Annotated in this window: 19 protein-coding genes; 16 read left to right on the plus strand and 3 right to left on the minus strand. The window is 57.3% G+C overall.

Features of this window, described 5'->3' with window-relative positions; translation table 11 throughout:
- The first annotated feature begins 22 nt into the window (after positions 1 to 22).
- The 3 genes from pnp to VL197_04910 all read left to right on the plus strand — a co-directional run bounded on the left by pnp (position 23) and on the right by VL197_04910 (position 4,779).
- Positions 23 to 2,119: a polyribonucleotide nucleotidyltransferase gene (gene pnp / locus VL197_04900; GenBank protein HUJ17311.1), complete on the plus strand. Its 2,097-nt coding sequence runs from the start codon at positions 23 to 25 to the stop codon at positions 2,117 to 2,119.
- A gap of 202 nt (positions 2,120 to 2,321) precedes the next feature.
- Positions 2,322 to 3,548, plus strand: a complete 1,227-nt coding sequence (locus tag VL197_04905; protein HUJ17312.1) for an NAD(P)-binding protein — start codon at positions 2,322 to 2,324, stop codon at positions 3,546 to 3,548.
- 73 nt (positions 3,549 to 3,621) lie between these two features.
- Positions 3,622 to 4,779: a hypothetical protein gene (locus tag VL197_04910; GenBank protein HUJ17313.1), complete on the plus strand. Its 1,158-nt coding sequence runs from the start codon at positions 3,622 to 3,624 to the stop codon at positions 4,777 to 4,779.
- 59 nt (positions 4,780 to 4,838) lie between these two features.
- On the opposite strand, the gene VL197_04915 is transcribed toward VL197_04910, so the two are convergent.
- The 3 genes from VL197_04915 to VL197_04925 form a co-directional block, all read right to left on the minus strand.
- Positions 4,839 to 7,280 (minus strand): ATP-dependent Clp protease ATP-binding subunit, encoded by a 2,442-nt coding sequence (locus VL197_04915; GenBank protein HUJ17314.1) that lies wholly within the window; start codon positions 7,278 to 7,280, stop codon positions 4,839 to 4,841.
- 201 nt (positions 7,281 to 7,481) lie between these two features.
- Positions 7,482 to 9,383 carry a hypothetical protein gene (locus tag VL197_04920; GenBank protein HUJ17315.1) on the minus strand — a complete coding sequence of 634 codons (1,902 nt, stop codon included), beginning with the start codon at positions 9,381 to 9,383 and terminating at the stop codon, positions 7,482 to 7,484.
- Positions 9,384 to 9,481: 98 nt separating this feature from the next.
- On the minus strand, positions 9,482 to 10,132 hold the full coding sequence (locus VL197_04925; protein HUJ17316.1) for an Ig-like domain-containing protein: 651 nt from the start codon (positions 10,130 to 10,132) through the stop codon (positions 9,482 to 9,484).
- 155 nt (positions 10,133 to 10,287) lie between these two features.
- Between VL197_04925 and VL197_04930 the strand changes: the two genes are divergently transcribed.
- From VL197_04930 to VL197_04990, 13 genes are all read left to right on the plus strand, one after another.
- Positions 10,288 to 10,743 carry an N-acetyltransferase gene (locus VL197_04930; GenBank protein ID HUJ17317.1) on the plus strand — a complete coding sequence of 152 codons (456 nt, stop codon included), beginning with the start codon at positions 10,288 to 10,290 and terminating at the stop codon, positions 10,741 to 10,743.
- 95 nt (positions 10,744 to 10,838) lie between these two features.
- Complete coding sequence (hemW, locus tag VL197_04935; GenBank protein HUJ17318.1) at positions 10,839 to 11,969, plus strand: radical SAM family heme chaperone HemW; 1,131 nt, start codon at positions 10,839 to 10,841, stop codon at positions 11,967 to 11,969.
- A gap of 79 nt (positions 11,970 to 12,048) precedes the next feature.
- Positions 12,049 to 14,415 carry an outer membrane protein assembly factor BamA gene (gene bamA / locus VL197_04940; protein ID HUJ17319.1) on the plus strand — a complete coding sequence of 789 codons (2,367 nt, stop codon included), beginning with the start codon at positions 12,049 to 12,051 and terminating at the stop codon, positions 14,413 to 14,415.
- Positions 14,416 to 14,459: 44 nt separating this feature from the next.
- Entirely contained in the window at positions 14,460 to 15,014 is a 555-nt protein-coding gene (locus VL197_04945; protein ID HUJ17320.1) for an OmpH family outer membrane protein, read from the plus strand.
- Positions 15,015 to 15,042: 28 nt separating this feature from the next.
- A complete protein-coding gene (gene lpxD / locus VL197_04950; protein HUJ17321.1) occupies positions 15,043 to 16,074 on the plus strand; it encodes a UDP-3-O-(3-hydroxymyristoyl)glucosamine N-acyltransferase in 1,032 nt (343 codons plus the stop codon).
- Positions 16,075 to 16,087: 13 nt separating this feature from the next.
- Positions 16,088 to 16,525 carry a 3-hydroxyacyl-ACP dehydratase FabZ gene (fabZ, locus tag VL197_04955; protein ID HUJ17322.1) on the plus strand — a complete coding sequence of 146 codons (438 nt, stop codon included), beginning with the start codon at positions 16,088 to 16,090 and terminating at the stop codon, positions 16,523 to 16,525.
- A complete protein-coding gene (gene lpxA / locus VL197_04960; GenBank protein HUJ17323.1) occupies positions 16,522 to 17,319 on the plus strand; it encodes an acyl-ACP--UDP-N-acetylglucosamine O-acyltransferase in 798 nt (265 codons plus the stop codon). Before fabZ ends, lpxA begins: the two co-directional genes overlap by 4 nt.
- Positions 17,320 to 17,340: 21 nt before the next feature.
- Positions 17,341 to 18,153, plus strand: a complete 813-nt coding sequence (lpxI, locus tag VL197_04965; GenBank protein ID HUJ17324.1) for a UDP-2,3-diacylglucosamine diphosphatase LpxI — start codon at positions 17,341 to 17,343, stop codon at positions 18,151 to 18,153.
- 43 nt (positions 18,154 to 18,196) lie between these two features.
- On the plus strand, positions 18,197 to 19,147 hold the full coding sequence (locus VL197_04970; GenBank protein ID HUJ17325.1) for a Gfo/Idh/MocA family oxidoreductase: 951 nt from the start codon (positions 18,197 to 18,199) through the stop codon (positions 19,145 to 19,147).
- Between the two features lie 42 nt (positions 19,148 to 19,189).
- A complete protein-coding gene (locus VL197_04975) occupies positions 19,190 to 20,290 on the plus strand; it encodes a DegT/DnrJ/EryC1/StrS family aminotransferase (GenBank protein ID HUJ17326.1) in 1,101 nt (366 codons plus the stop codon).
- A gap of 33 nt (positions 20,291 to 20,323) precedes the next feature.
- Complete coding sequence (gene lpxB / locus VL197_04980; protein HUJ17327.1) at positions 20,324 to 21,484, plus strand: lipid-A-disaccharide synthase; 1,161 nt, start codon at positions 20,324 to 20,326, stop codon at positions 21,482 to 21,484.
- Positions 21,471 to 23,213 (plus strand): lipid A export permease/ATP-binding protein MsbA, encoded by a 1,743-nt coding sequence (gene msbA / locus VL197_04985; GenBank protein ID HUJ17328.1) that lies wholly within the window; start codon positions 21,471 to 21,473, stop codon positions 23,211 to 23,213. The genes lpxB and msbA overlap by 14 nt, the downstream gene beginning before the upstream one ends.
- A complete protein-coding gene (locus VL197_04990) occupies positions 23,210 to 23,860 on the plus strand; it encodes a lysophospholipid acyltransferase family protein (protein ID HUJ17329.1) in 651 nt (216 codons plus the stop codon). Before msbA ends, VL197_04990 begins: the two co-directional genes overlap by 4 nt.
- The last annotated feature ends 2 nt before the right edge of the window (positions 23,861 to 23,862 follow it).

Genomic DNA, 23,862 nt, shown 5'->3' on the forward strand with positions numbered 1-23,862 from the left:
AGCTATGGAAAAGTGAGGTTTCATGGTAACAACAGTAGAAACAGAAATAGGCGGCAGGCGGCTCGTTTTGGAAACGGGCCTGATGGCCAAGCAGGCGGGAGGCGCCGTCGTTGCTCGATATGGCGACACGGTCGTCCTGTCGACAGCGGTCGCGTCGAAGGTAGAGCGGGAGAATGTCGATTTCCTCCCGCTGACCGTCGACTATCAGGAGAAGGCATATGCCGCGGGAAGGATCCCCGGCGGATTCTTCAAACGCGAGGGGAGGCAGACCGAAAAAGAGATCCTGTCCTCGAGGCTCATCGACCGCCCGATCAGGCCGCTGTTCCCCGACGGGTATTATTTCGACACGCAGATCATCGCGTCGGTTCTGTCCATCGGTGATGAAAGCTCGACGGATCTTATGGGCATGATAGCCTCTTCGGCCGCTCTCGCCGTTTCCGACATTCCCTTCAAGGGTCCCATCGGCTCCGTGCGGGTCGGGTTTATTGACGGGAAGTTCGTCATCAACCCCGGCCTCAAGGAACTGGAGGCTTCGAACCTCAACCTCGTGGTTGCGGGCACGGCCGACGCCATCATGATGGTCGAAGGCGGTGCGAAGGAGCTTACTGAAGACCAGATGCTCGAGGCCCTGGAGACCGCACACCGCGAGATAAAAAAGATCGTAGCACTCCAGAATGAACTTGTTGCGAAGATCGGGAAACCGAAGCGGACCGTCAAGGTCGTGGCGATCGACAAGGAGCTTGCCAAGGAGGTCGTTGCGCTTGCGATGGATCGTTTGCTGACCGCCATCGTCATTCCGAACAAGCTGGAGCGTCAGAAGACCCTCGATGTCCTGCTCGACGAGATCAAGCAGAAACTGAAGAAGGAAGACGACCCCACGAGGAGCCGCCAGATATCGGCGATCTTCGTCGATCTGGAAAAGGATGAGGTCAGGAAGATCATCCTCGAAAAGAACATCCGGGCCGACGGCAGGATGCCGGATGAGATCAGACCGATCACCTCGGTGGTCGGGCTGCTTCCGCGGACCCACGGTTCGGCACTCTTTACCCGCGGAGAGACCCAGGCTCTCGTGGTCGCGACGCTCGGAACGTCCGAGGACGAACAGCGGATCGACTCGCTCGAGGGTGAATACTTCAAGACCTTCATGCTCCATTACAATTTCCCGCCCTTCAGCGTCGGCGAGACAAAACCGCTCCGCGGGCCGGGCAGGCGGGAGGTCGGCCACGGTGCGCTTGCGGAACGGGCGCTCAAAGCGATGGTCCCGACCAAGCTGGAGTTCCCCTATACGATCAGGATCGTGTCCGACATCCTCGAGTCCAACGGGTCTTCGTCGATGGCCACGGTTTGCGGCGGGACTCTGGCACTGATGGACGCCGGCGTGCCGATCAAGGCTCCGGTTGCCGGAATCGCGATGGGCCTGATCAAGGAGGCCGACAAGGTCGTCGTGCTCTCCGACATTCTGGGCCTCGAGGATCATCTCGGCGACATGGACTTCAAGGTAACCGGTACGAGCCAGGGGATCACCGCGCTCCAGATGGACATGAAGATCGAAGGCATCACCATCGACGTGATGCGCAGCGCGCTGCAGCAGGCAAGAGAGGGAAGGCTTCATATCCTCGGCAAGATGCTCGATACGCTTCCCGCTCCCCGCAAGAACCTGAACCCCTTTGCACCGAGAATCATCACGATGCAGATCAATCCCGACAAGATCAAGGATGTGATCGGGAGCGGGGGCAAGGTCATTCGCAGCATCGTGGAGCAGACGGGAGCCAAGATCGACATCGAGGACAGCGGCGTGATCAATATCGCGTCTTCGGACGAGGCCGCCGCAAACAAGGTAAAAGAGATCATCCGCGGCATTGTACAGGAAGCAGAGGTCGGGAAGCTGTATATGGGCAAGGTACGGAAGATCATGGACTTCGGAGCATTCGTCGAAATATTCCCGGGCACTGACGGTCTCCTTCACATATCTCAGATATCGGAAAAGAGGCTTGAAAAGGTGACCGACGAGCTGAAGGAAGGCGATGAAGTGCTCGTGAAGGTGCTCGAGATCGACCGGCAAGGGAAGATCCGGCTCTCACGGAAAGAAGCGATGCGGGAGAAGGCCAAAACGCACTAACAATATCTAACTCTGATTATGAACGCTATGGGAAAGGAAATAGGGGACTCGGCGAGACGACCTATTTCCTTTTTTTATTTCAGGTGAAACGCCGTGCACCGCATGAATGCGCGGCTGTCGTTTCGGGAGCGGTACAATTCAGGCCATCCTGCGCAGGACCCTGTACCGGTCCAGGGATGTTTTCGAAAAGACGGGGGCTGTCGTGCCGAAATATGATCTAGTCGTGGTCGGCGCCGGGCTGGGTGGACTTGCAGCAGCGGCGCTCGCCGCACGCATGAACAGAAGCGTGATCGTGCTCGAGCCCGGTGACACGGCCGGCGGCGCCCTGGCGCCGTACCGGAACAACGGCTTTCTGTTTTCACCCGGCCCCATCCTTTCCTTCGGGTTCGAACGGGGAGGCATATTTCAGCGGCTCAATGAGCGCCTGGGGATCGTCCAGAGTTCCTCGCTCCGGTCTCCCTGCTACCAGGTTGCCCTTCCTGACCGGCGCATCACCGTTTTTTCGGGGCAGACCGACACCCTTCGTGAGCTTGACCGCGAGTTCCCGCGCGAGAAAGACAGGATACGAAAATTTTACGAGACGCTGAGCAAACAGTCCGTACAGAATTCCAAAAGCCGGTTTTCATCCTTCATTTCCAGGAACAGGCGGGCCGCCCGGCTCATTCTGGGTTACGGGTTCAGCCGTGAATTCTGCGCATTCCTGGACATCCAATCCCGTTCCTTTTTCGGTGTGCCAGCCGGAAGCCTTTCCGTGGGCTCCCTGATCACCCTGTTTGACTCATCCCCCCTCTTGGTCCCGGGCGGATTCCAGAACATGATCGATCAGATGGTCAACGTGATACTCAAGAACGGCGGCGAGATAAAATACCAGGTGCCGACCGGCGATATCGGGATCAGCTCCCGATCGGTCACGACACCGCTGGGAGTGATCGATGCCAGAGCCGTTCTGCTGAATATGGAGCAGCAGCAGGCAGGACAGGCGCTGTTCATGGGTATCCGGGAAGAAGTTCTTCCCGTGGGGATGGTCGAGGAAGTGCTTTTCATCCCTGTCTATGAGCATCCTGAGCGCTTCATCCGTATTTCAGTGAGCTCCGGGGATGATGAAACCGCGGCGCCCCGTGGGATGCGGACGCTGACGGCTACGTTCCAGGACCGGGACGGAGCGGGGTCTGTCGCCGAGCGGATACAGCAGGTCAGTGATCTGATCCCCTTTCTAACGGAATTCACTGTGTTCACCGGCGAGTACCCACATGAGCGGAGAACCACACCCTTGCCCGGAACCCTGTCATTGAAATCGGTCCGTACCAAAGATCAATCAGGAATTCTGAACCGTACCCTGATCAAGGGGGTATTCGTTCTTTTCGACGGCCGCGGGGCACCCGCACAGTCCGTAGCAGCAGCGCAACTGTTCATGAAATATATCGAGTGATACTGCAGCGACCAGATTCAAAAGAGCGACAGCACCATCGTGAGGAATCGGGAAAGGCAGGGGAGGGTGAGATATGAATATCTCTAGCGGCTGTTCCGCTGTCAGGCGGCTGGTCCTCGCATTCTTCTGGGTCGCACTGGCATCCGGCACTGCGGGGACTGATTCAAATGCTGCAGAATTGCAACTGACCGTCAATGGCATTTATCTCCTTGCGCCACCAACCGATTATAAGGTGTTTGAAGAGCGTGTCATCGTCTATAGGAAAGCAGGGGCCGATACCCTGATCATCAGGCCCGTCACGGACAGGGGTGGCGTGAACCGGCAGCTGCTGGCGAAGGCCGTTTTTTTTGCACATCATGCAGGTATGAGGCTTTTCGTCGTTCTCCCGACGAGGAGCATGAGCGCACTGATCGAACAGCATCCGGACTGGGAGGATATGTACTATGATCCCCGCAGCGGCACCGTCGAGCCATCAGGCACCCTTGACCTGTTCAACCCCTATGTCACGGTTTACCTGTCGGACCTTTTCCGGGATATCGCCGGTTACTCCGTCGACGGCATCATCCTGGATGAAGATTTTAGCTACAGCGACACGGAAGGGATGAGCGACCTCGCATTGGACCGCTACCGGAAGAAATACGGGTCATCGCTTTCGGTACGATCGGCCTTTGGGATGCTGCCGGGAATCCGGGATCAGAAAACCCATTCGCTTGAGCTGTACGGGGAGGGTTTCTGGAACCTTGCTGAAATGAAAAAAAATGCGCTGCTGGTCCTTCTGAGGAACATCATGCAGGCTTCACGGGCCGTGAACAAACAGGTGACGTTCGGCATCGCGCTGCACGTCCCCGGATTATTCCTGAAAGACAGGGAACTGCTTGCCTGGTACGGTCACGACCTGGAGACGCTCAAAAAAATGGATATCAATTATTACTGGCTCGCCATACCACACCGCGAAGACAGGACACAGCAGGATAGCACTGATAAGATGGCCATTGAAACCGCTTCCCGCACGGTCATATCCTGGCTTGCACTCGTGAATGAGCCCGGAAGGATCATTATCGCAATCCAGACATTCTCGAGTTCGGGCAAGATCCTGCCCTTGAGCGAGATCGAAGAGGTTGCCATGCAGGTGAAGAAAACGGGAAATCCCGGCCTGGCTTTCATGGTCGAACAGGAAACCGAACTTCCTCCGGAATTGACCAGGAAGATTTTCCGGTATCACCCGGAGTGAGCAGGGAACAAAAAAGCCCCCGACATTTGCAGTCGGGGGCTCCATAACTTTCAGGGTATTTATACTTTTGCGAGCAGGTTCGCCTCTTCTTCCTGGAATTCCACGACGCCGTCTCTGAGCGTCACCATCACTTTGTGAACATCCTTGAACCTGCCTCTCAGGATATGCTCGGAGAGCGGGTCCGCGATGTATTTCTGGACCGCCCTTCTCATTGGTCGCGCACCATAGGTCGGCTGGTAGTTCTCCTGAATCAGCCACTCCTTGACATCCCGCGTAACAGTCAATTCGATGCTTCGGTCGCTCATCATCTGAATATTCAGCTCTCCCACCAGGATGTCGACGATTTTGATCAGGTGTTCCTGCGTCAGCGGATGGAAAACGACCACTTCATCGATCCGGTTCAGAAACTCGGGATTGAAGGCCCGCTTCAACTCGGATGTGACGTTGTCCTTCATTTTTTCATATTGCGTCGCAGAACTGTCCTTCTGGAACCCGAGGCTCGTGTCCTTGTCGATCATCCGCGCGCCGAGGTTCGACGTCATGATTATGACCGTGTTCCGGAAGTCCACCTTCCTGCCGAAACTGTCGGTCATGAAGCCGTCATCAAGTACCTGGAGCAACATGTTGAAGATGTCGGGATGGGCCTTTTCGATCTCATCAAAAAGGACCACCGAATAGGGCCTTCGGCGTATCTTTTCCGTCAACTGCCCGCCGTCGTCATATCCCACGTAGCCCGGAGGTGAACCGACCAGGCGCGAAGAACTGAACTTTTCCATATATTCGGACATGTCGACCCGGATCAGGGCGTCCTCGCTGTCGAACAGGAACGACGCAAGCGTCCGGGCGAGTTCGGTCTTTCCCACGCCCGTCGGTCCAAGGAAGATAAAGGACCCGATGGGTTGCTTCCGCGTTTTGAGACCGACTCGCGATCTCCGGATCGCCCGCGAAACGGCTTCAATGGCTGGATCCTGCCCGACAATCCGTTTGTGCAGTTCCTCCTCCATGCGGAGGAGACGGGAAACCTCTTTTTCCTCCAGCCGGGAGAGAGGAATGCCCGTGATGTGCGATACGACCGCCGCCACGTCCTCCTCACCCACGACGGGGACGTTCTTTTCCTGGTTGTCCTTCCAGTCCTTGTGGATGCCGTCCAGGGTCTCCCGCAGCCGGTCCTCTTCGTCGTGGATCGACTCTACCCGCACGTAGTCCTTGATGCGGGAGAAGAGGTTCTTTTCCTGCTCCAGCTTTTTGAGCTTTTTCTCTATCGACTTCATCTCGGCAGGATAGGTGTAGCGGTTGAGCTTAGCCTTGGCACCTGCTTCGTCGATGACGTCGATAGCCTTGTCCGGGAGATACCGGTCGGTGATATAGCGGTCGGACAGGCGCGATGCAGCCACGACCGCCTCGTCGGTGATCCTGATCTTGTGGTGCGACTCGTACCTGGGTCTAAGTCCCTTGATAATATTGATCGTTTCGTCAAGGCTCGGAGGTTGCACGTAGATGGGCTGGAACCGCCTCTTCAGGGCGCCGTCCTTCTCAATGTGTTTCCGGAACTCGTCCAGGGTCGTCGCACCGATGCACTGGATCTCGCCGCGGGACAGGGCGGGTTTGAGCATGCTCGAAGCGTCGATCGATCCCTCAGCCGCGCCTGCCCCGACCAGCGTGTGGAGCTCGTCGATGAACAGGATGATGTTGTCGGCCTGAACGATCTCCTTCATGACGATCTTGAGCCGCTCCTCGAACTGGCCGCGGTACTTGGTGCCCGCGATAAGAGCACCCAGATCAAGGGAAACCACACGCCTGTTCAGGATGTTCTCCGGAACGTCGGCGTTGATGATCCTCTGGGCCAAGCCCTCGACAATGGCGGTCTTCCCGATGCCGGGCTCGCCGATGATAACGGGGTTGTTCTTCGTCCGGCGGGAAAGGATCTGGAGGACCCGGTCGATCTCGGAATCCCTGCCGATGACGGGGTCGAGCTTGCCGCTCTTCGCAAGGAGCGTGAGGTCCCGGCTGAATTCGTCCAGAGCCGGCGTCGGGCTTTTCTTCGCGCTGACCTGGGTTGCGGCCCTGCGGAGGTAATTGATGACCAGCTGGCGAGAACCGAGCAGGTTCACCCCGAAGCTGCGGAGGATCTTGCCGCCGATGCCCTCCTCTTCGCGAATGAGGCCGAGCAGCAGATGCTCGCTGCCGATATAGTTATGGCCCAGGAGCCTTGCTTCTTCGACTGCATATTCGAGGACTTTCTTTGCGCGGGGGGTAAAGGGGATGTCGCCGAAGGTGAGTGTGTTTCCGCTCGAGGGTAGGTTCCGTTCCACTTCCATCCGGATCTGGTCCACATCGATCCCCATCTTGCGGAGCACGGCAACCGGGATGCCGTCTTCCTCCCGAAGCGTTCCGAGCAGGATGTGCTCCGTGCCGAGGTAATCGTTCTGGAGCCGCTCGGCCTCTTCCCGGGCATAGACTATGACTTTTCTTCCTCGTTCAGTAAATTTCTCAAACATCATACGATAACCGCCTTCATTATGATCATTCAGGCCACAATTACCTTTCCTTATACCTTAGTTAAAATATACTCCAATCCCGCGCGTAAAGTCAAGAGCGCGTTTGTTAATACGATTATAACATCATTCACGATGAAGCAGTGTGTTTTCTCGGCTGGTGATCAAGAAACCATCCGTACTTGTCTTTGTCACGCGATGCTCTTATTACCATGGCGAACCCGTTGGGGAACTGATGATCCCTCCTCCCTCCATGGCTGCCACGAATTCCGTGCCTGTCCATGATACGCTGGTCAGGTTGTTACCTGTATTTGATGTTTGCTGCGTCCATGTTGCTCCATCAGAAGAGGTGATGATGACTCCACCGTTACCGACAGCCGCAAAGAGCAGTGACGTGTCGGACCATGCGATGCTGTTGAGCTTAACCCCGGTTGTTCCCGAGTTCCGGAGTGTCCAGGTTGTCGAGCCGGTGGGCTGAGTTATGACCGTGTCAAGGTCTCCCACTGCGACAAACTTATCCCCGGACCAGGCAATGCCGTTTAAATTATTCGTTGTGTTCGTAGTGCTCGAAGTCTGGGTTGCCCAACTTACGGTTTCACCCTGAGGTGAAGTGACAACTACTCCGCCTTCGCCGACGGCGGTGAACTGTATTCCCGAGGAGGCAACGCTGTTTAGATTTACCGACGGGGCCGCATTCGCGATCGTCCAAATCGAACCCGTCACCGACGTCATCAAATTGCCACTGTCACCTACTGCCGCATATTCAATTTCTGACTTGTTCAAACTGTTCAAGTTGATAATTGTCGAAGACGTTTGGCGTGTCCATGTCACCCCTTCGGGGGAAGTCAGTATTGTGCCATTGAGACCGACAGCCACGAATTGGTTCACGAACCAGGCGATGCTCCAGAGGGAATTAGACGTACCGGACGACCTGGAAGTCCAGTTTATTCCATCAGGAGAGGTTAGAATGGTGCCGCCTGTCCCGACCGCTACGAAGAGACCGTTATTGTTATTTTGGTCCGGGGGGGCCCAGGTAACGCGCAGAAGGGAATACGCTGCTGCTGAACTTTCCGGCGTCCAACTGGATCCATCATTCGAGGAGAGGATGGCTCCACCTGATCCAACGGCAACGAATAAACTGCCGTTGGAGACAACATCCATTAAGTAACTCGTCGTCAATGTACTGGAAACCTGCGACCAGATTGCTCCATCAGTGGTGGTGAGGATGGTCCCGCTGTCGCCTACTGCAACTGCGACCTTATATGTCGGCGAAGCGGCAACACCGTTTATATTCAGATTGTTAAAGTTCGTCATTGTCGGTGTCGTCCATAGAGTTCCTGAAGGAAAGGTCAGGATTGTGCCTCCTGAACCTACGGCGATGAACTCTGGTGGTGTCGCATTTCCGAACCATGCTACACTCCATAGCTGGTTGTTTGTGCCCGAATCCTGAGCAGTCCATGTTGCTCCAGTTGGCGAGGTAAGAATGACTCCGGAATCTCCTACTGCAACGAACTCCCTTGGCGTATTCGATGGTGTGTCCGACCAGGCCACGTCCCACAAATAGTTCTGCGTTGGCAACGGCTGAACACTCCATGTTATGGAATTAGAAGTGCTCGTGGGAGCGGTCATGATGATTCCCTGTCCTACAGTGACGAGTTGTGGTCCTGACGATGAAAGCCCGAGAAGGGCATTGTCGATATCAACAGTCCAATTATTAGCTTGTGAAGGCGTTACGACCAGGTTAGTGCTGCCGGATACGACCCCGAACGGCGTGGAATAAGATGCTGTGACCGCTGTCGTTCCCGTCGATAGCGACGTGAGCAGTCCCATGTTGTTCGCGTTATTGCCGATCGTTGCCGTGGGAGCACTTAATACTCCCCAGGTCACCAGCCCGGTGAGGTCGGTGATGGTGCCGTTTGAGTAGATGCCCGTCGCCATGAACTGCAAAGCCTGCCCGGTCCCGATCACGGGGGCTGATGGCGTTACCGAGATCGTTGTCAGCAGCGTGATCGCTACGGGTGTTCCCCCTCCTTTGCTCCGGCAGGAGGGGAGCGCGATGATAATGAGTGTCAGCAGGAACAGAATCGAAAGGCTTGAAAACTTCTTCATGACAATGACCTCCAGATATCTTGAAGGGGCTGTCTCCGTGGAGCGGGCCGGGAAATTCGGAGAGACAGCGCCCCTTCGGGCAAGAAATAAAAGGATCTCTATTGTACGTTCACTATGGTGAACCCTGAAATATTCGTTCCTGAATCAATGGCGGTTATGATGGCGCTCCCTGCTCCGATTGCCGTGACGATTCCCTGCGACCCGCTCGAGTCGCTCACAGTCGCCACAGCCGGATTCGAAGAGCTCCAGGATACTAAATCCGTAAGGTCATGCTGTTCACTGCTGTCTGCATAAACCCCCGTCGCGGTGAACTGCTTTGTGGTCCCGGTGGGCAGGATTGCTAAGATGGGTAGTGCCTGCTGGACAGTGATTGCGATAAGCGGGGTATGAGTGACGATCAAGGTAGCAGATCCGGATACGTTGTTAACCACGTCTATCGCTTGGATCGTGATGAAGCCGGTCGTGAACGATGTCGCCGTTACGAGACCAAATGTTCCTATGACGTTTCCAACCGTGGCAACACTCGGATCGGACGAGACCCACGTTGCGGCCGAGGTCCAGTTCAGAGATGAGCCATCGGTGAATATGGCTGTTGCTAAAAGTTGTTGAGTGGCGCCTTCGGTCATGCGGGTCTCCGATGGAGTCACCTCGATGACCGCGAGCTTACCGCTATGCCCGACGCAGCTGAATGCGGCTGCCACGATGGCAATCAGAGCGAGGGCGATTCTAATATTCTTCAGGGTTCCCATCCTTCTTTTCCTCATCCTCAGGGCACATCATCTTAGCGACGCATCTTAACAGAAAGGATTTCGATTATCAATAGCAAAGCGGGAAAAAGCCCGCGCCACGCCGGAGATTCCGTTTTTTATTGACTTTGAACGTTCTCCTATAGTAGTTTCTGTGTATGATTCGTAAAGCGAAACTCGCTGATGTGAAGACGATCCAGTCGCTCGTGAACCGATACGCGGATTCGGGCCAGATGCTGCCGCGCTCGCTCAATGAGCTGTACGAGGATTTGCGGGATTTTCATGTTTATGAGGAAAACAGAGACATCGTCGGGGTCTGCGCGCTCCATGTAAGCTGGGACGGCCTTGCGGAGATCCGTTCGCTCGTCGTTCGCGAGGACAGGAAGAAGAACGGCATCGGATCAATGCTCGTGCGGCAATGCCTCGACGAGGCAAAGGAACTCCAGGTCAGGCAGGTTTTCGTGCTCACCTATCAGTCCGGCTTCTTCAAGAAGCTGGGTTTCCACGATATCGACAAGAAAGAGCTGCCCCACAAGATATGGACCGACTGCCTCAACTGCGTCAAATTTCCTGACTGCGATGAATCGGCCCTCGTCATCACGGTCCCGGGATAAGCATCATCGCCCGGCCGAATGGCACAGCAGTTGCAATTCTCACACCTGCGTCTGAATCTCATCACGGCCGTAAAATATTTAATCAATAAATCAACATGCTAACTCTCTATATACACATCCCATTCTGTGTCAGAAAGTGCCATTACTGTGGTTTTTATTCAACAGAATACACGCGTGAAAATGCCGATGCATATCTTTCGGCGTTGAACCGTGAGGCAGAAGCGAACCGGCCGCTGGTCGGCACTCAGACGATCAGGAGCATCTATATTGGCGGGGGCACGCCAACTGTTCTTGCCGGCAATCATCTGCAGAGCGTGCTCGCGCTTCCCCGGAAACATTTTCCTGTCGCACCCGGCGCTGAGTTTACCGTTGAAGCAAACCCCGGATCGCTGACCCGGGAGTGCGTCCAACTCATGCTTCAACAGGGTGTGAACCGGCTGAGCCTCGGGATCCAGTCCTTTTCGGACGAACTGCTCGCTTTTCTGGGAAGGCCGCACTCGACGAAAGAGGCGCTGGATGCCTACGCACTTGCCCGGACCGAGGGCCTCGGCAATATCGGCATTGATCTGATCTTTGGCATCCCGGGGCAGAGCATGCGACAGTGGGAGGAGACCCTGGACACCGCAATCGCGCTCAGGCCCGAACATATCTCCGCATACAGCCTTTCTCTCGATGAGGGGTCGAAGTTCATGCGCGCATCGGCATCGGGTGTCTTCACGCTGCCTGATGATGACGACGCGGCAGACCACTACGCTTCCGCGTTGGAGAGCCTCGGCAGGGCCGGGTATGAGCATTATGAGATATCCAACTTTGCATTGCCCGGGTTCTCCTGCCGGCACAATCTCAACTACTGGCAGCGGGGCCAATACCTTGGACTTGGCCCTGCCGCCTGGTCCTCTATCGGGAACAGGCGGTATCAAACCATTCCCGAACTCCATGAATACGCGAGGCGGATGAACTCCGGACAACCGGCAATCGCCGAGGAGGAAACGATCGATGACCACCAGGCCGCTCAGGAACGGGTCATGCTGTCGCTCAGAACGAGCCGGGGTCTGGACCTCAGTGCCTTCGGGGAAGCCTGCGGGGCAGGCGAAGTCCTCCGTATTAGAGGGAATGCCGAACCCCTGAAGCTTTCCGGACTGCTCGAGGAGGCAGGAGGCTGGTTGAGGCTCACGCGCAGCGGATTTTTACTCGCGAACGAGGTCATTTCGAGGCTCTCTCCATAGATTTTTGTTTACACATGTTGCGGTAAATGCTATAGTATTCCGTTCTTAGCGGGGATCTCGGGAGGTCGTCATCACGGTGGTGAAATATGCGGTTGCGGGAGCCCTGTGCATCCTGCTGCTAATCGGTCTTGCTGCTCACGCCGGCGCTGTGGAAGGGCCGAAAGTGACCATGGTCGAGGTCCAAGGCAACCGGAGAATCGAGACATCGACGATCCTCGCCAAGATCAAGACCAGGGAAGGCGGTGTTTTTTCTCCCTCCCAGGTCAAGGAAGACATTAAAACCCTGTACCAGCTCGGTCATTTCGAGGACGTGCAGGTAAAGACAGAGGGCTTTGAGAACGGCCTGAAGGTGATCTTTATGGTCAGGGAAAAACCCCTGGTCAGGGAAATCACCTTCGAAGGCAATGAAGAGCTGACAACGGAAAAACTGAAGGAAGGGTTGACCCTGCTGCCGCGGACCGCGTTCAACATGCAGATCATCCAGGAGAACGCGGAGAAGATACGCCTGAAATATCAGGATGCCGGCTATTATGACGCGATCGTCGTTCCCGTGATCAGTGAACTCAAGGGCGGGGACCGCAACGTCGTATTTTTTATTGAGGAGGGTCGCAAGGTAAAGCTGAGCAACATCAGTATAACCGGGAACAAGGCCATCTCCAGCGACGAGATCAGGTCCCACCTTAAAAATCAGGAATACTGGCTCTTTTCATTCATGGGCCGGAGCGGCGTGTTGAGGACCGATGAACTCAAGGAAGATCTCGAGACGATCCGGAACCTGTACTACAACAAGGGGTATATCCAGGTGCAGGTGGACGAACCGGTCATCAAGTTGAGAACGGAGACGACGAACCGCATCTGGCTGCCCGAGGAGGGACGCTTTGCGTCGGGTCCGACGCTGACCACGCCCATCCGGGACGAGCTCGAGGTGAGCATCACCATCAAGGAAGGCGACCAGTTCAAGGTCGATTCGATCGCGTTCAAGGGGAATGTCCTTCTTTCCGACAGCGAACTCGGCAGAGAGGTCAAACTCAAGAAGGGCGATGTCTTCAACCGGGACACGCTCAGGCAGGATGTGGCCAGGATCACGGACCGCTACGACGGGATAGCGCGGCCCTTTGCGAATGTGATCCCGCTTTTTAACATCAACCAGGACAAAAAGGCCGTTGCCATCACCATCGAGATCGAGGAGGGCGGAGAGGTCCACATCGGCAGGATCAGCATCACGGGAAACTCCAAGTCCAGGGACAAGGTCATCAGGCGGGAAATGCGCCTGAACGAGGGGGATGAGTACAGCAAGAAGGCGCTCAAGAGAAGCTATGAACGCGTCAACAACCTGAACTTTTTCGAGACCGTTGATATCGTACCCGAACGGCGTGCGCAGGAGCCGGTCATGGACCTGAAGGTGAAGGTCAAGGAAAAGATGACCGGCACGCTGAGCGTGGGCGGCGGGTACAGCTCCGTGGACAAGCTCGTCGGCATCGCGGAAGTCACCCAGGGAAACCTCGGCGGGCGGGGCCAACTGATAAAGTTCAAAACGCAGTGGGGCGGCACGCACCGTATCCTGCAGCTCAGCTTCATGGAACCCTATCTCTTCGACGAGCCGATCTGGGGCAGGGTCGACGCATACCGCACGTCGCAGGACTATACCGGGTATAAAATCTACTCCAACGGCGTTGCGCTGAGTGTTGGAAAGAGCTTCAACGAGTATTTGTCCGCTTCCATTCGGTACAGCTATGACCAGTCCAACGTGAGGGACGTAACTGATATCATCATACCCTACGTATTGCAGCAGCAGCTCGAATTCTACGGCACGACGATCTCGACGAGCGCCGTGACCGTGAGTGTGTCCCGCGACTCCCGGGATTTCTACCTGGATCCGAAAACAGGGTCCCGAAACACGATGTTTGTGGAATATGCCGGCGGCCCGCTGGGTGGCGACCCCGAGTTCATCAAGTCCGTGGCGGATTCGGCCTGGTATTTCCCGCTTTACTGGGACACGGTGTTCATGCTTCGGGGCAGGATCGGGATGGTAGGATCATTGATTGACAAGCCCGTCCCGATCAGCGAACGCTTTTTCGTGGGCGGCTCGGGCACGGTGCGCGGGTTCCGCTACGGTACGGCCGGGCCGGTGGACCCGGCCGGCAACATCGTAGGCGGCAACAAGGAACTGATCTTTAATTTTGAATATAACTTTCCGGTCGTTCCTGCCGCGCACCTGAAGGGCATCGTCTTTTATGATATGGGTCGCGGCTTTGACGATGGAACCGCCCGGAAGATAGGGGAGCCCGACCGCATCAATTTTCGTGATCTCAAACGCGCCTGGGGGTGGGGTTTCTGGTGGCTGTCGCCGATGGGGCCGCTCCGCTTCGAGTGGGGCTACATTATCAACCGGAAGCCGGAGGATCAGGCGAGCGAGTTTGAATTCAATATTGGGACGCTTTTTTAGCGGTAAATGCACGTGATCATAAAAATAGCGAGGAGGCTTTAAACATGAAGAGGATTCTGTTGGCAGTAGCGGCATTCAGCCTGATAGTGGCCACGAGCGCAACGGCCGCGGGCGGAAAGATTGCCTATGTTGATACCCAGGTGGTCTTTGACAAGACAAAACTGGGGAAAAAATATCAGGGCATCGTACGCGAGTATTACGAGAGCCGCAAGAAGATACTCGATATTGATGCCGATGAGATCCAGAAACTGCAGGAGGATTACACCAAGCAGAAACAGGCAAAGCTGCTGAATGAGAAGGCGCAGAAGGAGAAGGAAGAGTCCATCAGCCGGAAGATCAACGATTTCGAGAAAAAGCGCAACGAGTTCAGCGGCGAGATCGGGAAAAAGAACGAGGACCTGTCGCACGAGTTCAACGAGCAGATGATGGTCGTGCTGAAGGACATTGCCAAGCGAGAGAAGGTTTCGGTCGTCCTGAACAAGACGCTGAATATCATGCAGAAGGCTGAGGTCCCGTCCGTCCTGTACGCCGATGAGGACCTGGACCTGACCGAGAAGGTCATCGTCGAGATGGATAAGAAGGACGATACGAAGAAATAGCGGAGCCCTGTCAAAGGTTAGGCGAGACATGAAACTGAACAGGCTGGCGGAATTGCTGGGCGCGGAGTTTTCCGGGCCGGCCGACCTCGAGATCACCGGTGCCGCGGGCATCGGGGAGGCCGGAGCGGGACAGCTCACGTTTGTCGCGGGACCGCAGTATCTGAAAGAACTGCAGGCTTCCCGGGCCTCGGCCGCGCTTGTGTCCCTGGATATGCCCGCCGTGCCTCTGGCTGTACTGCGGGTGAAGAATCCGAAGCTGGCGTTCGCCCGCGTGCTGGAGCTTTTCTATGTCATGCCCTACCGTTCGTCGGGGATCAGCGACAGGGCGGTCGTGGGAAGGGACGTTACGATCGGCGCGGAGTGCTCGATCCATGCCTGCGCGGTGCTCGGCGACCGGGTGACGATCGGCGACCGGGTCGTGCTCTATCCGGGCGCCTATGTAGGCGATGACTCAGTCATTGATGATGATTCGGTGATCAACGCCAATGTCACCATCGGGCATGCTACCCGTATCGGCAAGCGAGTAATCGTGCATGCCGGCACCGTGATCGGCAGCGACGGTTTCGGGTTCGTGACCGATGGCGGCCGCCACCACAAGATACCGCAGGTGGGCGGCGTGATCATCGAGGACGACGTGGAGATCGGCGGCAACTGCACTATCGACCGCGCCACGCTCGGGAACACGCTGATCCGGAAAGGCACCAAGCTCGACAATCAGGTGCATGTTGCCCACAATGTGACCATCGGGGAGCATTGCCTCCTTGCCGGACAATCGGGCATCGCGGGCAGCAGTACCCTCGGGAACTATGTTGTCCTGGGCGGCCAGGCAGGGGTTTCGGACCACACCAACGTGGGAGACCGTGTCATGGCCGGCGGCAAGGCGGTCATCGCGAAGGACGTTGAGGCGGGACAGATCATTGCCGGGTACAATGCAATGCCTATCCGGGACTGGCTCAAGGTTCAGGCTGTCCTGCCGAAGCTGCCGGAACTCAAGAAAACCGTAGCCCGGCTGGAAAGACAGGTTAAGGAACTGCAAGATAAGATTCGTGAGACTGAATAAAGGGGGAAATGCTATGATCGGCATACAAGAAGTCATGGACTTGCTTCCTCACCGGTATCCTTTTCTGCTCATTGACCGGATCCTCGAATTTGAAATGAACAAAAGGATCGTTGGCCTGAAGAATGTGACCATCAATGAGCCGTTCTTTCAGGGTCATTTTCCCGGCCACCCGATCATGCCGGGCGTGCTGCTGCTCGAAGCGATGGCGCAATCGGGCGGCGTGATGGCGCTGAAGTCCATCCCGGCTGAAGACGTCAAAAAGAAGGTGCTCTATTTCATGAGCATCGACAAGGCCAAATTCCGCAAACCCGTGGTTCCCGGCGACCAGGTGCGGTTCGAGCTGGAATTGATCAGGCAGCGCGGGCCGGTGATGAGCTTCAAAGCTGTAGCTATCGTGGACGGCGGCGTGGTCGCCGAAGCAGAGATGATGGCCATGATCGTGGATAAATGATGATATCGGGAGCGCAGGAAGTGAGCATTCATCCCACAGCTATCGTGCATCCGAATGCGCGCATCGCGGAAGGCGTGGAGATCGGCCCCTATTCCGTCATCGGCGAGCACGTGAGCATCGGCAAGGGCACGAAGGTTGCCTCCCATGTTCTGATCGAAGGCTGGACCACGATCGGGGAGCGCAACCGCATATTTTCTTTTTCCAGCATCGGCACGCCCCCGCAGGACATCGGATACCGGAACGAAGAGACCTACCTTGTCATCGGGAACGATAACGTGATCCGTGAGTGTGCCACCGTGCACCGCGCCACGACCAAGGCGGACCGCAGGACCGAGATCGGGCACGGGAACTACCTCATGGCCTATTCTCACGTTGCCCATGATTGCAAGCTCCGGAACAACATCATCATGGCGAACTCGGCGGGCCTGGCCGGCCACATCGTGATCGAGGACCACGCGATCCTTGGCGGCATCGTCGGCGTGCACCAGCATGTTCGCATCGGCGCCTACGCCATGATCGGGGGACAGTCGGCGATCGTCCAGGACATCCCTCCCTACGTTAGCGCCGCCGGCAACCGGGCCCAGCTGTACGGCTTGAACACGATCGGCCTGAAACGGCGGGGTTTCAGCGACGAGACGATCAATCATCTGAAGAAGGCCTACAAGATCATCTTCCGGTCGGGGATGACCATCGAAGAGGCAATCAATAAGGTGGTTGAGGAATTCCCGGATTCACGAGAGGTCAATTACTTCGTGGATTTCATGCGCCATTCGAAACGGGGCGTGACTCGGTAACGCGGGAGAGAAAAAAGTCGAGTGCCACCAGCGATGCGGAAGATCGGATTAATAGCCGGGAACGGAAATTTCCCTCTTGCCTTTGCCCGTGCGGCGAAAGAGAAGGGGCTGCAGGTCATCGCGGTCGCTCACGAAGGGGAAACTCTGCCGGAGCTCGCGGAACTCGTGGACGGGATCTTCTGGGTGAAGGTCGGTCAGCTCGGCAAACTCATCAAGATATTCAAGGACCAGGACGTCTCCGATGTCCTGATGGCGGGCGGCATCAAGAAAACGCGCCTCTTCGGAGGCGGACTGCCGGATATGCGGGGCATGACCGTGCTTGCGCGGATGATCCACAAGAAGGACGATTCCCTTTTGCGCGCCGTAGCCACGGAGCTCGAATCAGAGGGCATTACCGTCCGGGAGTCAACGCTGTATCTCGACAACCTGCTTGCGCAGGCGGGCGTTCTCACGAAAAGAAAACCGACGAAGGACGAGCTTCAGGACATCGAGTTCGGATGGCATCTGGCGAAGGAGATCGGCAAGCTGGATATCGGCCAGACGGTGGTCGTGAAGGACCAGGCCGTGCTCGCAGTGGAGGCGATCGAAGGGACCGATGAGGCCATCCGGCGCGGCGGACGCCTGTGCCGGGAGGGAGCGGTCGTGGTCAAGACGTGCAAGCCGCAGCAGGACCTCCGGTTCGACCTCCCCGCCATAGGAATACAGACCATGCAGACCATGCGGGAGGTGAACGCCTCCTGTCTGGCTGTTGAAGCTGGCAAAACAATCATCCTGGACCGGCAAGCGGTCGTGCTCGAAGCCGACCGCGCCGGCATCTCGATCATAGCGCGGTGATGCGCGGTTCCCGTCATCCCGGACAGGCAAAGGCCGGCAGACAATGCAAAAGGTAAAGGTAGGCGTAATCGGCGTAGGCTACCTCGGGCAGTTTCATGCCGAGAAGTATGCGGTCATGCCGGGTGTTGAACTGGTCGGCGTCGTTGACACCGATGCCGTCCGAGGCGGCTTTATTGCCCGGAAATTGAACACACAATGGTTTCCCGAGCCGTCGCGACTGCAGGGGCTCGTCGATGCGGTAAGCATTGTCGTGCCCACGGCCCTGCATCACCGCGTGGCCCTGCCGTTTCTCGACCGGGGGGTCCATGTGCTTCTGGAGAAGCCGATCACGGCCACGCTGGAAGAGGCCGATGAACTGATCGCCTTGGCCGGGAAGAAAAAGGCCGTCTTCCAGATCGGCCACATCGAACGGTTCAACCCTGCCGTGGGTGCAATCAGGCCACTCCTTGCGTCACCCCGCTACCTGACGGCGGAACGGGCTGCTCCCTTTACGGTCCGTTGCACCGATGTGAACGTGGTGCTCGACCTGATGATCCATGACCTCGATATCGTGACCGATCTCGCCGGTTCGGAGCCGGACGCGGTAAGCGCGGCGGGGGCATCGGTCATCACCCGGGAGGTCGATGTGGCCATGGCGCGCATCCTGTTCCGGAACGGCTGCGTGGCCGATGTCACGGCGAGCAGGGTATCAGATGAGAAAAAAAGAATTCTCCGCGTCTTCGACGGTGAGAGCGTCTACACGGGGGACTACCAGTCGCAGAAAGCAACGGTTGCGAGGAAGAACGGCAACGAAGTGCCGGAGCTGAGAGTGGCCGATATCCCGACCGAACGGCGGGACACGCTGAACGACGAGATCACGGAATTCGTACGCTGCGTCCGGACCGGGAGCAGCCCCCTCGTATCGGGCCGGGAGGGCAGGAGGGCGCTTGCCCTTGCAAGCCTCATCACGGATTCCATCGCCCGGGGGATCAGCGGGTTTGTCGGGGTCTCCTGAAGAGGCGGAATCAAAAAATCCTGTATTGAGGGGCGGTTGAGCATGTCGGTACCTATGGTGGACCTGAAGGTCCAATATGAAGCGATCAAAGACGAGATCAACAACGCCGTGCTCGGCGTCTTCGAGAGCACCCATTTCATTCTCGGTCAGCACGGCAGGGCGCTTGAAGAGGCTGTAGCCGCCTATCACGGCGTCAGGCACGCCGTGGCCGTCGCTTCGGGCACCGATGCGCTCCATCTCGCCCTGATCGCCGCAGGCATCCAGCGTGGCGACGAGGTGATCACGACGCCGTTCACGTTCATCGCGACCGCCGAAGCGATCTCCTATATCGGCGCCGTCCCGGTCTTCGTCGATATCGATCCCGTGACCTACAACTTGGACGTTACGAAGCTCGAAGCCGCGGTAACGCGCAGGACCCGGGCAATCATACCCGTTCATCTCTACGGACAGTCCGTGGACATGGATCCGCTCATGGCAGTCGCGAAGAAGCACGGCCTCCGCGTCGTCGAGGACTGTGCGCAGTCCTTTGGTGCGGACTACAGGGGCAGGAAAACGGGGTCCGTGGGCGACATTGGTTGTTTCAGTTTTTTCCCGAGCAAGAACCTGGGTTGCTACGGCGACGGAGGCATGGTGGTCACCGATGACGCGGGGCTGGCGGAACGCATGATGAGCCTCCGGAACCACGGGAGTCACGTCCGTTACTATCACGACGAGATCGGCTACAACAGCAGGCTCGACGAGGTCCAGGCGGCGATACTCCGGGTCAAGTTCAGGCATATCGATGCGTACAACGCAAATCGCAGGAACAACGCACAGCTGTACAACCGGCATCTAGCCGGCGCGGACATCAGGACGCCGTCCGAGCAGAAGGGCTCCACGCATGTGTACCACCAGTACACGGTCCGGGTACGCAACCGGGACGCCGTGAAACAGAAACTGGACGAAGGGAACGTGACGTCCTCGATGATCTACTACCCTGTCCCCCTGCATTTGCAGGCCGCATACAGGGAACTCGGCGTGAAGCAGGGGAGCCTGCCCGGATCGGAACTGGCGGCTCAGGAGGTCCTCTCGCTTCCCATGTACCCCGAACTGACCGAGGCGCAGATACAGACAGTTGCCGCCGCGGTCAAAAAAGCGCTCTAGAGGGCTTGCGCCCGATGCAGGCGGGTTTCCCCGATGAAAAAAATCATGATCATGTCCGGAGAGGCCTCCGGCGATCTGCACGGCGCAAATCTCGCGAGGGAGATCAGGAAAAAAGACCCGTCCATCGCGTTGTACGGCGTGGGCAGCAGGCGCATGCAGGAAGCCGGCGTGGCTATGCTGGCCGATGCCTCGCAGATATCGGTCGTGGGCATAACGGAGGTCATCACTCATCTCGGCACGATCTACGGCGTTCTTTCGCGGCTTAAACGGTTTCTGAAGCAGGATCGACCCGACCTCCTCATCCTGATCGATTTCCCAGACTTCAATATCATGCTTGGCAAGGCAGCACGGAAGCTGGGGATCCCGGTCCTGTATTATGTGAGCCCGCAGGTCTGGGTATGGCGGAAAGGACGGATCAAGACGATCGCGCGCCTGGTAAAGGCCATGATCGTGGTCTTCCCCTTCGAAGTGCCGCTGTACCAACAGGCCGGCGTGGACGTCCGGTTCGTCGGACATCCCTTGACGGACGTGGTGGGATCCGGTCTCTCGCAAGAGCAGGCGAAGGCCCTTTTCGGAATGGATCCGAAGCGCCGCACGATCGCCCTGCTGCCGGGCAGCAGGAGAACGGAGATAGCAAACCTCCTGCCGGACATGCTGCGCGCGGCGGAGATGCTGCTGACGCGCTTCCCGGACCTGCAGTTCGTGCTTCCCGTCGCACCGACGCTGGACCGGGAAATCATCGCGACAGCCGTCTCAGAGAGCGGGGTGCCGGTGTCCGTGACTGACGGCCGGGTGTACGACGTGCTCAGAGCTGCCGATGCGGCCATCGTGACGTCCGGCACGGCAACCCTCGAGACGGGATTGATGGGCGTGCCGATGGTGATCGTGTACCGGATTTCCCGGCTCACCCATGCCGTCATCTCCCGGCTCGTGAGCGGAGTGAAGCATGTCGGCCTCGTCAATATCGTGGCAGACAGACGCCTGGTCCCGGAGTTCATTCAGGAAGAGGCGAACCCGGCGAACATGGCGGATGCCGTGTCGAAGATGCTGCTCGACCGGAGCTATGCCGACGAAATTCGCGAGGGCCTGGACGAAGTCCGCAAACGCCTGGGGGACAAGGGGACGTCGGCGCGGGCCGCGGCTGTCGTGATGGAAATTCTGCAGGGGTCATCTCAGGGTCATGGAAATCTATAAGAGACTCTTAATCTATCTCAAGCCATACCGCACGCGGCTTCTCCTCGCTGGGGTCTTCATGCTGCTCACGAGCGGAATGATCGCCGCTCAGACATACCTGGTGAAGCCCGCTTTCGATAGAGTGCTGCTGAACAGGGACCTGAGGCTGCTGTTTTTTCTGCCGCCGGCGATTATTATCGTCAGTATCTTGAAGGGCGTGACGTCCTATGCGCGCGATTACTTCATGGGCTATGTGGGGCAGAAGGTCGTCAACGACATCCGGGACCAGTTGTATTCGCATGCCACATCGCTTTCCTTTTCCTATTTTACGAAGACTCCGACGGGCGTCATTATCTCAAGGATCATCAACGACGTGAACCTTGTGCAGGGCGCGCTGACCCGGGCGCCGTCGAGCCTGGTCCAGGGCCTGACCACGATGCTTGCCCTCACCGGGTATATCCTCTATTTGAACTGGCGCCTCGCGGTATTCTCCATCGTTGTGCTGCCCCTCGCGGGGTTTGCGCTGTCGAAATTCAGCAGGCGATTCAGAAAGATAAGCACCCAGATGCAGGAACAGGTCGGAGGCCTGACCATCCATCTCCATGAAACGATCTCCGGCGTCCGCATCGTCAAGGCGTTCGGTATGGAATCGTATGAAAACCGGCGCTTTGCCGAACGCAATAAGAACCTCTTCAACTCGCTCATGCGCTCGCTGAAAACATCGGCAATATCGCATCCGGTCATGGAAGTCATTTCCATGCTGGGAACCTCCCTCGTCATCCTCTTTGGCGGCTACTGGATCATCCGGGGGAGCATGACCGTCGGCGAATTTCTCTCGTTCATGACCGCATTGGTGTTTTTTTACCGGCCCCTCAAGGACCTGAACGGCATCAATAACACCTTGCAGGACGGGATTGCCGCCGCGCAGCGCATCTTTGACGTTGTCGACACGGAACCGGAGATTAGGAACAGGCCCGGGGCTAGCGAAGTACCGCGCAATTTTCGCGTTATTTCCTTTCGTGACATCTCGTTCAAATACGACGATGTCGCTGTGCTGAAACATATCAATCTTGACGTTCACGCGGGCGAGACCATCGCGATCGTCGGAAAAAGCGGCGGCGGAAAGACGACGCTTGTAAACCTCATTCCGAGGTTTTATGATGTTTCGGAGGGGGCGATCCTGATCGACGGACTGGATATCCGCAATGCCACCCTGGAATCCCTCAGGGCCTGCACGGCCATTGTTACCCAGCAGACGATCCTCTTTAATGATACGGTCCGGGACAATATCGCCTACGGCAGGGCCGCGGTGTCCGACAACGATGTGGTCCGGGCCGCACGTGCCGCGTACGCAGACGAGTTCATCAGGGCGCTGCCGCAGGGATACGACACGGTGATCGGGGAGTCGGGAGTCAAGCTTTCAGGCGGCCAGCGGCAGCGCGTCGCCATCGCTCGCGCCATCCTGAAGGACGCTCCGATTCTGATCCTGGATGAGGCCACGTCATCGCTGGACACGGAGTCGGAACGCGAAGTGCAGAAGGCCCTCGACGTCCTCATGAAGGGCAGGACGAGCTTCGTCATCGCTCACCGGCTGTCGACGATCATGAATGCCGACAGGATCATCGTGCTGAAAGACGGCATCATCGTGGAACAGGGCGGGCACGAGGAGCTTCTGGCACGGGGCGGCGAATACAAGAACCTTTATGACCAACAGTTCCGGGATGAACCGGCGGCACGGGTCGCGGAATGATGCGGGCCAGACTGCTGTCTTCGATCGGCTGGCTCCTGATCTCTTTCTGGAGCAGATCGGTACGGATCCGGTTCGTGAACAGAAGCGTGCCGGACCGTCTCAAGGCGGAAGGGAAAAATTTTATTTATGCGTTCTGGCATGGACGGCAGTTCCTGCTTTTTCACAATCACCGCGATTCAGGCGTTGTCATTCCGGCCAGCGAAAGCAGGGATGGTGAAATCCAAGCCGGGATCCTAAAACGGTTCGGGTTCGACGTGGTGCGCGGTTCCAGTAAACGGAAGGGCGACCGGGCGCTCCTCGGGCTGGTGGAGGGACTGAGGGCGGGAAAGAACATCGCCCTTGCGGTGGATGGCCCCCGCGGTCCGATCTATGAGGTGAAGCCCGGCGTGACCTATCTAGCCGGCAAACTCGGCAAGGTCATCGTACCCGTCGCGGCCAGCGCGAAACGGTTCTGGATCCTGGAAAAGATCTGGGACAAGTACCTGCTTCCCCTGCCGTTCACCCGCGGCGTGATCGTCTACGGGGAACCGGTCGTCGTGAAGGGGATCGGCGAAGAAGAGCTGGAAGCCACGCGGCACACGCTGACCGATGCGCTGAACAAGGTGATGAACCAGGCGGACGCGTGTTTTCAGAAAAAGGGCTCCTGACA

Source organism: Nitrospirota bacterium, assembly GCA_035516965.1.
In the GTDB taxonomy this organism is placed as follows: domain Bacteria; phylum Nitrospirota; class UBA9217; order UBA9217; family UBA9217; genus MHEA01.

Bases quoted from the DNA above. Each gene is read 5' to 3' on its own strand.
- lpxB (HUJ17327.1), top strand. From the start codon at position 20,324: ATGAAAAAAATCATGATCATGTCCGGAGAGGCCTCCGGCGATCTGCAC.
- VL197_04910 (HUJ17313.1), top strand. From the start codon at position 3,622: ATGAATATCTCTAGCGGCTGTTCCGCTGTCAGGCGGCTGGTCCTCGCA.
- lpxA (HUJ17323.1), top strand. From the start codon at position 16,522: ATGATGATATCGGGAGCGCAGGAAGTGAGCATTCATCCCACAGCTATC.
- VL197_04975 (HUJ17326.1), top strand. From the start codon at position 19,190: ATGTCGGTACCTATGGTGGACCTGAAGGTCCAATATGAAGCGATCAAA.
- lpxD (HUJ17321.1), top strand. From the start codon at position 15,043: ATGAAACTGAACAGGCTGGCGGAATTGCTGGGCGCGGAGTTTTCCGGG.
- msbA (HUJ17328.1), top strand. From the start codon at position 21,471: ATGGAAATCTATAAGAGACTCTTAATCTATCTCAAGCCATACCGCACG.
- pnp (HUJ17311.1), top strand. From the start codon at position 23: ATGGTAACAACAGTAGAAACAGAAATAGGCGGCAGGCGGCTCGTTTTG.
- fabZ (HUJ17322.1), top strand. From the start codon at position 16,088: ATGATCGGCATACAAGAAGTCATGGACTTGCTTCCTCACCGGTATCCT.
- VL197_04945 (HUJ17320.1), top strand. From the start codon at position 14,460: ATGAAGAGGATTCTGTTGGCAGTAGCGGCATTCAGCCTGATAGTGGCC.
- VL197_04920 (HUJ17315.1), bottom strand. From the start codon at position 9,383: ATGAAGAAGTTTTCAAGCCTTTCGATTCTGTTCCTGCTGACACTCATT.
- hemW (HUJ17318.1), top strand. From the start codon at position 10,839: ATGCTAACTCTCTATATACACATCCCATTCTGTGTCAGAAAGTGCCAT.
- VL197_04930 (HUJ17317.1), top strand. From the start codon at position 10,288: ATGATTCGTAAAGCGAAACTCGCTGATGTGAAGACGATCCAGTCGCTC.
- VL197_04990 (HUJ17329.1), top strand. From the start codon at position 23,210: ATGATGCGGGCCAGACTGCTGTCTTCGATCGGCTGGCTCCTGATCTCT.
- VL197_04915 (HUJ17314.1), bottom strand. From the start codon at position 7,280: ATGATGTTTGAGAAATTTACTGAACGAGGAAGAAAAGTCATAGTCTAT.
- VL197_04970 (HUJ17325.1), top strand. From the start codon at position 18,197: ATGCAAAAGGTAAAGGTAGGCGTAATCGGCGTAGGCTACCTCGGGCAG.
- VL197_04925 (HUJ17316.1), bottom strand. From the start codon at position 10,132: ATGGGAACCCTGAAGAATATTAGAATCGCCCTCGCTCTGATTGCCATC.